Here is a 10610-nt window from a genome sequence, read left to right on the forward strand (position 1 = left end):
GCGATAGGAGAGTGAGATGACTTCGATCAGCCGGCAAACCGGACTCAAGCCCTGGCTCAGGCTCGTCGGCGGCGGGCACCGGGCGGTGTTCCCGCGGGCACTGGGCAATGTTCTGCTGGTGCCGCTGGCCGGCATCGCCGTGTTCCTGCTGCTGTGGGCCCTGGCGGCGCCGCGCATCCATACTTCGCTGGGGGCCTTCCCCGGGCCGCTGGATGTGTGGGGGCAGGGCGCCGCCCTGCTCGAGGAGCACGCCGCGGAGCGCCGCGAGGAACAGGCCTTCTACGAGCGGCAGCGCGCCCGCAACGCGGAGCGGCAGGCGATGGATCCGTCCTACCAGCCCAGGCTCTTCCCCTACACCGGCAGCCCCACCTTTATCGACCAGATCCTCACCAGCCTGATGACGGTGACCGCCGGCTTCGTGCTGGCCTCTCTTCTGGCCATTCCCCTGGGCATTCTGATCGGCCTGAGCCGCACCCTGTATCGCGCCTTCAACCCGGTGATCCAGTTGCTCAAGCCGGTGTCGCCGCTGGCCTGGCTGCCCCTGGTGACGATGGTGGTGAGCGCCGTCTACGTCAGCCAGGACCCGCTGGTGCCCAAGTCGTTCATCACCTCCATGGTCACGGTGATGCTGTGCTGCCTGTGGCCCACGGTGATCAATACCGCCGTGGGCGTGGCCGGCGTCGACGCCGATCTCAACAACGTGAGCCGGGTGCTGCGGCTGGGCTGGACCACCCATGTGCGCACCATCGTGCTGCCGTCCGCCATGCCGATGATGTTCGCCGGCCTGCGCACCTCCCTGGGGATCGCCTGGATGGTGCTGATCGCGGCGGAAATGCTGGCGCAGAGCCCGGGGCTGGGCAAGTTCGTCTGGGACCAGTTTCAAAACGGCAGCTCCGATTCGCTGAGCCGGATCATGGTGGCGGTGATCACCATCGGCGCCATCGGCTTTCTGCTCGACCGGCTGATGCTGGCGGCGCAGAGCCTGGCGTCCTGGGACAAATCCACGGATCTGCGCTGAACCCGCCGTGCAAGAGGAACCCTTGTCATGAGCAACTATCTCGACATCTCCAAGGTGAGCATCGATTTTCCCACCCCGCAGGGGCCGTTCCGGGCCCTGGACGGGCTGTCGCTGCGCATCCGTAAAGGCGAGTTCGTCTCCCTGATCGGCCATTCCGGCTGCGGCAAATCCACGGTGCTGAACATCATCGCCGGCCTGCTGCGGGCCAGCGAGGGCGGCGTGGCCCTGGACGGCAAGGAAGTGAACGAACCCGGCCCGGACCGGGCGGTGGTGTTCCAGAACCATTCACTGCTGCCCTGGCTGACCGCTTTCGAGAACGTGCAGCTGGCGGTGCGCCAGGTGTTTCGCGGCCGCATGAGCAGGGCGGAGATGCGCGACTGGGTGGAGCACAACCTGAAACTGGTGCACATGGCCCACGCCATGCACAAACGTCCCGACGAACTGTCCGGCGGCATGAAGCAGCGGGTCGGCATCGCCCGCGCGCTGGCCATGCGGCCCAAGGTGCTGCTGATGGACGAGCCGTTCGGAGCGCTGGACGCGCTCACCCGGGCGCACATGCAGGATTCGCTGATGGAGATTCAGCGGGACCTGAACAACACCGTGGTGATGATCACCCACGACGTGGACGAGGCGGTGTTGCTGTCCGACCGCATCGTGATGATGACCAACGGCCCCGCCGCCACCATCGGCGAGGTGCTCGACATCGATCTGCCACGCCCGCGCAACCGCGTCACCCTGGCCGAGAACAGCGCCTACAACCACTTCCGCCAGCAAGTGCTCCGCTTTCTCTACGAGAAGCAGCGCAAGGTGGTGGAGATGGCCCGCGAGCCGGACGACGCCGGCGCCTCCGGGGCGGCGTCGCGCGGTGGGGTGGCCGGGCTGGTGCACCGGCTCGGCCGGCGAGCCTGAGGGGCCGCGTCATGATCGGAGAGACCGTCACCTCAGGCCACCGGCCACGGCGCCGTCTGGTGATCGTCGGCAATGGCCTGGCCACGGACAGCCTGATCGGCCACCTGGGCACGGACCACCCGTGGTCGGTGCGGGTGCTCGGCGACGAGCCGGTGCGCCACTACAACCGCATCATGCTGTCGCCATTGCTGGGCGGAGAAACCGATCTGCCCTCGATCTCGCCGCGCGATGAAAGCTGGTACCGGGCGCGCCGGGTCACGGTGAGCCCGGGCAAGCGGGTCACCGGCATCGACCGCCGCCGCCGCCGGGTGCTCTGCGAGGACGGCGAGTGGGTCGACTTCCACACTCTGGTGCTGGCCACCGGCGCGCGTGCGTCGCTGCCGCCGCTGCCCGGCGTCGACACCCTGGCCGGTGTCGGCGGCTTCCGGTCCCTGGAGGATGCGCGGCGCCTGCGCGAGCGGTGCCAGGCACGCCCCGGCGCCCGGGCGGTGGTGGTCGGCGCCGGCCTGCTTGGCGTCGAGGCCGCCGTCGGCCTGCGTCGCCTGGGCGCCGACGTGACCCTGGTGCACCGGCGGCCGGTGCTGATGAACCGGCAGCTCGACGCCAGCGCGTCGGCCCTGTTGCGGGCGGCGCTCTCCGATCGGGGCATCCGGGTGCGCACCGGCTGTGATCCCCGGCGTCTTCTCGGCGCCACCTCGGTGACCGGTGTCGAGGTGGAAGAGGGCGGCGTGTCGCGAACGCTGCCCGCCGATCTGGTGGTCTTCGCCACCGGCATCACCCCCAACCGCGAGCTGGCGCGGGCCGCCGGCCTGGAGTGCGGGGCCGGCGTTCGCGTCGACGCCGCTCTGTGTACCTCCGACCCGCGCATCCGGGCACTGGGAGAATGCTGCGAGTTCCAGGGCAACACCTATGGCCTGGTGGCGCCGGTGCGGGCCCAGGCGGAGGTGCTGGCCCGGGTACTGCGCGGCGAGACGGCCCGCTACCGCGACCCGGCGCCGCTCACGCGCCTCAAGGTCAGCGGTCTGGACATCCACACCCTGGGGCCGGTGGACGCGGCGGAGGGTCAGCAAACCCTGTGGCTCAGCGATGCCGCCGCCGGTGTGTACAAAAAACTGATTCTGGAAAACGGCCGCCTGCGCGGCGTGCTGTTGGTGGGCGATGTGCGTCACAGCCAGTGGTACGCGCACGCCCTGCAAAGCGGCCGTGACCTGGGCGCGCTGCGCGACATTCTGCTTACCCATCCGACCCGTGACGACGCCCACGAGACCGGTCTTCCGGTGGAAGTGGCATAACAGGAGGCAAGACCATGACGGACGACAAACCCGTACTTCCCACCTCGGGCAACCTGGTGATCATCGGCAACGGCATGGTCGGCCACCATCTGGTGAAGACGCTGGCCGAGCAGGGCGCCGACAGCCCCTGGACGATGCACGTGTTCGCCGGCGAGAGCCGGCCCGCCTACGACCGGGTGCATTTGTCCGCGCTGTTCGACGACCGGACCCCGGAGGATCTGTGTTTGTCCCCGGAACAATGGTATCGGGACAACCGGGTGACGTTGCACCTGAACGACCCGGTGGTGGAGATCGACCGGGCCAACAAAACCGTGCGCACCGCCGCCGGCGTCCGGCAGGACTACGACGCCCTGGTGCTGGCCACCGGCTCCTATCCGTTCGTGCCGCCGATCCCCGGCCACGAACACGAAAACTGCCTGGTGTACCGCACCGTGGACGACCTGGACGCCATCAAGCGCCTTGCCGGCAACGCCCAGCGCGGGGTGGTGGTGGGCGGCGGCCTGCTCGGCCTGGAAGCCGCCAACGCCCTGCGGCTGCTGGGGCTGGAAACCCATGTGGTGGAATTCGCGCCGCAGCTGATGCCGGTGCAGCTGGACGAAACCGGCGGCGCGCTGCTGCGCCAGGAAGTGGAAGCGCTGGGCGTGCACATCCACACCGGCCGCAAAACCGAGCGGATCGACGCCGGCGAGCGCCACGCCCTGCGCATGAACTTCGAAGGCGAGGCGCCGCTGGAAACGGACCTGATCGTGTTCTCCGCCGGCATTCGCCCCCAGGATGCCCTGGGCCGTCAGGCCGGCCTGACGCTGGGCGAGCGGGGCGGCATCGTGGTGGACAATCAGTGCCGCACCTCGGACCCGGCGATTTTCGCCATCGGCGAGTGCGCGCTCTGGAACAACCGGATCTTCGGGCTGGTGGCGCCGGGCTACACCATGGCGCGCACTGTGGCCGCGGTGCTGAATAACGAAGCCGGCGATTTCACCGGCGCCGACATGAGCACCAAACTGAAACTGATGGGCGTGGACGTGGGCTCGGTGGGCGATGCCCAGGGGCGCACCGCCGGCGCCCGCTGTTACCGCTTCCAGGACGAAGTGGCCGGCGTGTACCGCAAGCTGGTGGTCAGCGAAGACCAAAAGTACGTACTCGGCGCCATGCTGGTGGGGGACTGCGACGCCTACGACACCCTGCTGCAGTACATGCTCAACGGCATCCCGCTGCCGGATAACCCGGCGTCGTTGATTCTGCCCGCCGGTGACGCGCCGCCGGCGCTGGGCGCCGATGCGCTGCCGGACGGCGCCACCATCTGCTCGTGCCACAACGTGTCCAAGGGCGCCATCAACGCGGCCCTGGACAACGGGTGCTGTTCGCTGGCCGACATCAAGGACGCCACCAAGGCGTCCACCGGCTGCGGCGGCTGCGCGGCGTTGCTGAAAAGCGTGGTGGACGCGGGGCTGGAAGCGCGCGGCGTGGAGGTGAACAACCATCTCTGCGAGCACTTCGAGTATTCCCGCCAGGAGCTGTACCACCTGATTCTGGTGGGCGGGCTGAAGCGCTTCTCGGAGGTGCGCGAAGCGCACGGCAAGGGCCTTGGCTGCGACATCTGCAAGCCGGCGGTGGCCTCCATTCTCGCCAGCATCCACAACGACCATATCCTGGAACCCGAACACGTGGGCCTGCAGGACACCAACGATGTGTTTCTCGCCAACATGCAGAAGGACGGCACCTACTCGGTGGTGCCGCGGGTGCCGGCCGGTGAGATCACTCCGGAAAAACTGATGACCCTGGGCCGGGTGGCGAGCAAATACGATCTCTACACCAAGATTACCGGCGGTCAGCGCATCGACCTGTTCGGTGCCCGTCTGGAGCAGCTGCCGCTGATCTGGGAAGAGCTGATCGAGGCGGGCTTCGAGACCGGCCACGCCTACGGCAAGTCGGTGCGCACCGTGAAGTCCTGCGTCGGCTCCACCTGGTGCCGCTACGGCGTGCAGGACAGCGTCGGCATGGCGATCCTGCTGGAGCACCGCTACAAGGGGCTGCGCTCGCCGCACAAACTCAAGTTCGCGGTCTCCGGCTGCACCCGGGAATGCGCCGAGGCGCAAAGCAAGGACATTGGCGTGATCGCCACCGAGAACGGCTGGAACCTGTACGTATGCGGTAACGGCGGCATGCGTCCCCGCCACGCGGATCTGTTCGCCACCGACCTCTCCGACCAGGCGCTGGTGCGGCTGGTGGACCGGGTGCTGATGTTCTACGTGCGCACCGCCGACCGGTTGCAGCGTACCTCGGTGTGGCTGGAAAACCTGGAAGGCGGGCTCGATTACCTGCGCCAGGTGGTGATCGACGACAGCCTCGGCATCGCCGGGGAGTTGGAGGCGCAGATGGCGGTGGTGCGCGAGCGCTATCAGTGCGAATGGCGCACCACGCTCGGTGACGAACAAAAGCTCAAGCGCTTTCGCAGCTTCGTCAACGCGGACACGCCGGACCGGGACATTCGCTTCGTGCGCGAACGGGGCCAGCCCCGTCCCGCCACCGAGCACGACCCCGCCGATCGCATCGAGACCCTCAGCCTTTGAAACGGAAGGAGCACGAGCATGTCATGGCAGCACGTTTGTACCCGACAGGATCTGGTGGCCGGCGGCGGCGTGGCCGCGCTGGTCGATGGTGAGCAGGTGGCGCTGTTCTACCTGCCGGACCAGTCGCCGCCGCTTTACGCCATCGGCAATCGGGACCCGATTGGCGGCGCCAACGTGCTGTCCCGGGGTATCGTCGGCGACGTCGGCGGCGAACTGGTGGTGGCCTCGCCGCTGTACAAGCAGCACTTCAGCCTGCTCACCGGCGCCTGTCTGGAGCAGGGCGACGTCGCGGTGCCGGTCTGGGAGGTGAAGCTGGACGGCGACAAGGTGTCACTGCGCCCGCCGGCGGCGGCGCTCAACCGGACCGGCACCTGAACCATGGCCGCGCGTATCCCGGTGACCGAAACCACCTGTCCGTACTGCGGCGTGGGCTGCGGGGTGGCCGTGCAGGGCGCCGGCGAGGCGGTGGCCGGCCTTGAATCCCATCCGGCCAACCGGGGCCGGCTCTGCGTCAAGGGCGCGGCGCTCCACGACACCCTGGATCTCCGTCACCGGCTGCTTTATCCGGAAGTGGACGGCGCCCGGGTGGGCTGGGACACGGCGCTGGACGCAGTGACGCGACGGCTGCGCGACACCCTGGCCCGGTACGGTCCGGACAGCGTCGCCTGCTACGGCTCCGGGCAGCTGCTGACCGAGGACTACTACGTCGCCAATAAACTGATGAAGGGATTCATCGGCAGCGCCCACATGGACACCAACAGCCGGCTTTGCATGGCGTCGGCGGTGGCCGGCTACAAGCGCGCCTTCGGCGGCGACAGTGTTCCCGGCTGCTACGAAGACCTGGACCAGGCCGACCTGCTGGTGCTGGCGGGTTCCAACGCGGCCTGGACCCATCCGGTGCTGTACCAGCGCATGGTCGCCGCCAGGAAGGCGCGGCCCGACGTCCGGGTGGTGGTGATCGACCCCCGCCGCACCGCCACCTGTGACCTGGCCGACCTGCATTTGGCGTTGCGTCCCGGGGCCGACGGCCTGCTGTTCAACGGGCTGCTGGCCTGGCTTGCCCGGCACGGCCATCTGGACCGGGACTATATTCGCGACCACACCCGCGGCTTCCAGGACGCCCTGGCCAGGGCCGAGGCGGACAGCGGTTCCCTGGCCGATCTGGCACGACGCTGTGATCTGCGCGAAGCGGACATCGAGCGGTTCTTCCACTGGTTCGCCGAGCGCCCGCGCACCGTCACTTTTTATTCCCAGGGCATCAATCAGAGCGCCACCGGCACCGACAAGTGCAACGCCATCATCAACTGTCATCTGGCCACCGGCCGGGTGGGCAAGCCCGGTGCCTCGCCGTTTTCCATCACCGGCCAGCCCAACGCCATGGGCGGCCGCGAGGTGGGCGGGCTGGCCAACCAGCTGGCCGCGCACATGGACTTCGCCGCCGATGACGTGGACCGGGTACAGCGCTTCTGGAACGCCCCCAACATGGCCAGTGAGCCCGGCCTCAAGGCGGTGGACCTGTTCCAGGCCGTGGCCGACGGCCGGATCCGGTTTATCTGGATTCTTTCCACCAATCCGCTGGTCAGCCTGCCCGAGGCGGACCGGGTGCGCGAGGCCCTGCGGCGGTGCCCCACGGTGGTGGTGTCCGACTGCATGGGCGATACCGACACCGTGCGCATGGCGGACATCAAGCTACCCGCCTGCACCTGGGGCGAAAAGAACGGCACCGTCACCAATTCGGAGCGTTGCATTTCCCGCCAGCGGCCTTTCCTGGAGGCGCCGGGGGAGGCGCGCCCGGACTGGTGGGCGCTGGCCGGGGTGGGCCGTCGCCTCGGTTACGCCGAGGCGTTCGGCTGGCGCCATCCCGCCCAGGTGTTCGCCGAGCACGCGGCCCTCTCCGGGTTTGAGAACGACGGCCGGCGGGCGTTCGACATCAGCGGCCTGGCGGCGCTGGACCAGGCCGGCTACGACGCCCTGACGCCGGTGCGCTGGCCGGTCAACCGGCACTGGCCGCGTGGCCGCCGGCGCCTGTTCGACGATGGCCGCTTCCACACCGACGACGGTCGCGCCCGCTTCGTGCCGATCACCGCCGCGCTGCCCGACGACCCGCCCGGGGCCGGGGAGCTGATCATGAATACCGGTCGCATCCGCGATCAGTGGCACACCATGACCCGCACCGGCAAGTCGCCGCGCCTGCTCCAGCACATCGGCGAGCCCTTCGTCGCCCTGCACCCCCGGGACGCCCGCCGTCACCGCATCGAGGACGGCCAGCTGGCGCACGTGGAAAACCGCCTGGGCGCGATCATCGTGCGCGCGCGGATCACCACCGACCAGCGCCCCGGCGAGCTGTTCGTGCCGATGCACTGGAGCAGCCCGTTCAGCGCCCGCGCGCGCCTGGGCGCCCTGGTGCCGGCCATCACCGACCCGCTGTCCGGCCAGCCGCAATCCAAGTTCGCCCGGGTCCGGGTGACGCCCTGCGCGGTGCGTTGGCAGGGTTTTCTGATCACCCGGGTCCGGCGCGGCGACCCGGATTGTCTGTACTGGAGTTACAGCCCCTTGCCTGGAGGACATCTGTTCGAGCTGGCCGGCGACGATGAACCGGACCGCGCCCGGCGTCGTCTGGCCACGCTGATCGGCGAGGCCGGGCAGGGGGAAGCGCCGCAATGGCTGGACCTGCAGGACCCCACGGCGGGCCACTTCCGCCGGGTGGCGGTGCGGGACGGCCGTCTGATCGGCGCCTTGTTCATTCACCCCGCCGGCGCGCTGCCCGAGCGGGACTGGCTGGGCGGTCTGTTGCAACGGGACCGGCTGGAGGACGACGAGCGGCGGGCCCTGCTCGGCGGCGAAGCCCCCGACGGTGGCGCCGGGGACGGCCCGGTGGTGTGCACCTGCTTCCAGGTCGGGGAGCGGGCCATCCGGGCGCGCATCGACGCCGGCGACCGCAGCGTGGAAGCGCTGGGCCGCTCACTCCGGTGCGGCACCAACTGCGGCTCCTGCCTGCCCGAGCTGAAACAGCTGCTGGACGGCTGAGGGGAAAAAAGGTTCATCGCGCTTTGACGGGAATCGATGCGGGAGGCATCTATCCGGGACGCGGATCTGGGTGGGGGCCTTCCGGGATCGCTCAAGCCATCCCTGGGCGCTCCCGTTTTTGGCATCCCTGCCAAAAAGGGTCCCGGAAGGCCCCCACCCAGCTCCGCTTCGAGGTAGAGGAACCGTTCCGGGTTCCAACAACGATGAACCGGGGTAGGTGGAGGGGGCGGCTCCGTAGAGCCCATCTTTGAGCCGGCAGGCACCGATTCTTGCTCCACCAAACGCCTGAAGCGACCGTGGCGCCGAGGATCACTGCTCAGCGGCTCAGGGCGTGACGCCCTTCCGGGACCCTTGAGAACAGGACGTTCGAAAGGGAGCCTACAGGGGTGAGGCAAGCGTGTTGCGAAGCACGGCTTCGCGCGCCGCTGAACGCCGCCCATCTGTGATGGGTGGCCGGGCCCGCTTGCGGGGACTCGCGGCGTTCCCGGAAGGGCGTCACGCCCTGAGCCGCGCCCCTGATGGAGAGAGACTTCCCGCCAAAGCAAAAAAAAGGCCACCCGGGGGAAGGTGGCCTTGGGGGATCCTTCATTGCCTGAAGGAAGGGGGATACGCGTCGCTTAACGCCCTGGGGGAGGCGGTGACCGTCCGTGGCCGGCGACGCAGATTCACTGTCTCACGATTCCCCGCCGCCGTGTGTAAAACAGCTTTAAATGTGCCCCCCGAAAAACCCGCCCGCGCGGCTTCACAATCCGTTCATCGGTTCCCGCCCAAACTTGTACAAGTTCGATCACTTGTACAGGTAGACCGTCATGGACCGCGATCACTGCTCCGCACCGCACGACGACCGCATTCCGGTGGGCATCAGCGCCTGCCTGCAGGGCCGCGAGGTCCGCCACGACGGCGGCCACAAGCACTCGCGCTACTGCACCGAGGTGCTGTCCCGCTACTTCCGGTTTCACTCCCTGTGCCCGGAAATGGGCGCCGGCCTGTCCACCCCCCGGCAGGCCATGCATCTGGTGGACACCGACCAGGGCGTGCGGCTGAAGGCGACCCGGGGCGACCGGGATTTCACCGACCTGATGACCGGCTTCGTGGACCGCACTCTGGACGGCCTCGCCGGGCTGCGCGGCTTCGTGCTGATGGCCAAGTCGCCGAGCTGTGGCATGGAGCGCATCCGGGTCTACCGGGAAGACGGCGAAGTGGGCCGCCGCGACGCCAGCGGGCTGTTCGCCGGCGCGCTGATGGCGCGCTATCCGCTGATGCCGGTGGAAGAGGAGGGGCGGCTCAACGACGACCGCCTGCGCGAGAACTTCGTGGAGCGGGTGTTCGTCTATGACGATTGGTGCCGCCTGCGCGAGCAGGGGCTCACCGCCAAGGGGCTGATCGAGTTCCACAGCCGCCACAAATTCCAGCTGCTGGCCCACAGCGAGGCCACCTACCGGCGCCTGGGACCGATGCTGGCGGACCTGAAGAGCCGGCCCCTGGACGAGATCGCCGACGACTACATCGGCGCCTTCATGCCGGCCATGGCCCAACGGGTATCACCCGGCGCCCACGTCAACGCCATGCTGCACCTGGCCGGTTTCCTGCGCGACCACCTGGAGGACGCGGACCGGCGCCTGCTGCACGAGCAGATCGAGGCCTACCACCGCGGCGACGTGCCGCTGGTGGTGCCGATGACATTGCTGCGCGGGGCGCAGCGCAAGGTGGCGCAGCCCTACCTGGCCCGTCAGCAGTATCTCAATCCCTACCCGGACGCCCTGGGTCTGCGCAACCGTGTCTGAGGCATCGTCC

7 protein-coding genes are annotated in these 10610 nt (G+C 68.7%); all 7 read left to right on the forward strand.

Translation table 11 applies throughout. From position 1 onward, the window contains the following. Positions 1-16: 16 nt before the first annotated feature. The 7 genes from IM760_RS10895 to IM760_RS10925 all read left to right on the forward strand — a co-directional run bounded on the left by IM760_RS10895 (position 17) and on the right by IM760_RS10925 (position 10600). Positions 17-1018 carry an ABC transporter permease gene (locus IM760_RS10895; protein WP_204429123.1) on the forward strand — a complete coding sequence of 334 codons (1002 nt, stop codon included), beginning with the start codon at positions 17-19 and terminating at the stop codon, positions 1016-1018. Between the two features lie 27 nt (positions 1019-1045). Then, positions 1046-1927 (forward strand): ABC transporter ATP-binding protein, encoded by an 882-nt coding sequence (locus tag IM760_RS10900; protein WP_204429125.1) that lies wholly within the window; start codon positions 1046-1048, stop codon positions 1925-1927. Between the two features lie 11 nt (positions 1928-1938). Further along, positions 1939-3219: an NAD(P)/FAD-dependent oxidoreductase gene (locus IM760_RS10905; RefSeq protein WP_204429127.1), complete on the forward strand. Its 1281-nt coding sequence runs from the start codon at positions 1939-1941 to the stop codon at positions 3217-3219. A gap of 14 nt (positions 3220-3233) precedes the next feature. Further along, complete coding sequence (gene nirB / locus IM760_RS10910) at positions 3234-5789, forward strand: nitrite reductase large subunit NirB (RefSeq protein WP_204429129.1); 2556 nt, start codon at positions 3234-3236, stop codon at positions 5787-5789. Between the two features lie 18 nt (positions 5790-5807). Further along, positions 5808-6164, forward strand: coding sequence for a nitrite reductase small subunit NirD (gene nirD / locus IM760_RS10915; protein ID WP_204429131.1), 357 nt, complete (start codon positions 5808-5810; stop codon positions 6162-6164). A 3-nt stretch (positions 6165-6167) separates the two neighbouring features. After that, complete coding sequence (locus IM760_RS10920; protein ID WP_204429133.1) at positions 6168-8816, forward strand: nitrate reductase; 2649 nt, start codon at positions 6168-6170, stop codon at positions 8814-8816. An 809-nt stretch (positions 8817-9625) separates the two neighbouring features. Continuing rightward, entirely contained in the window at positions 9626-10600 is a 975-nt protein-coding gene (locus tag IM760_RS10925; protein ID WP_204429134.1) for a YbgA family protein, read from the forward strand. Positions 10601-10610 lie beyond the last annotated feature (10 nt).

Origin of the sequence: Alloalcanivorax marinus (assembly GCF_016906305.1) — a bacterium.
Lineage (GTDB): Bacteria > Pseudomonadota > Gammaproteobacteria > Pseudomonadales > Alcanivoracaceae > Alloalcanivorax > Alloalcanivorax marinus.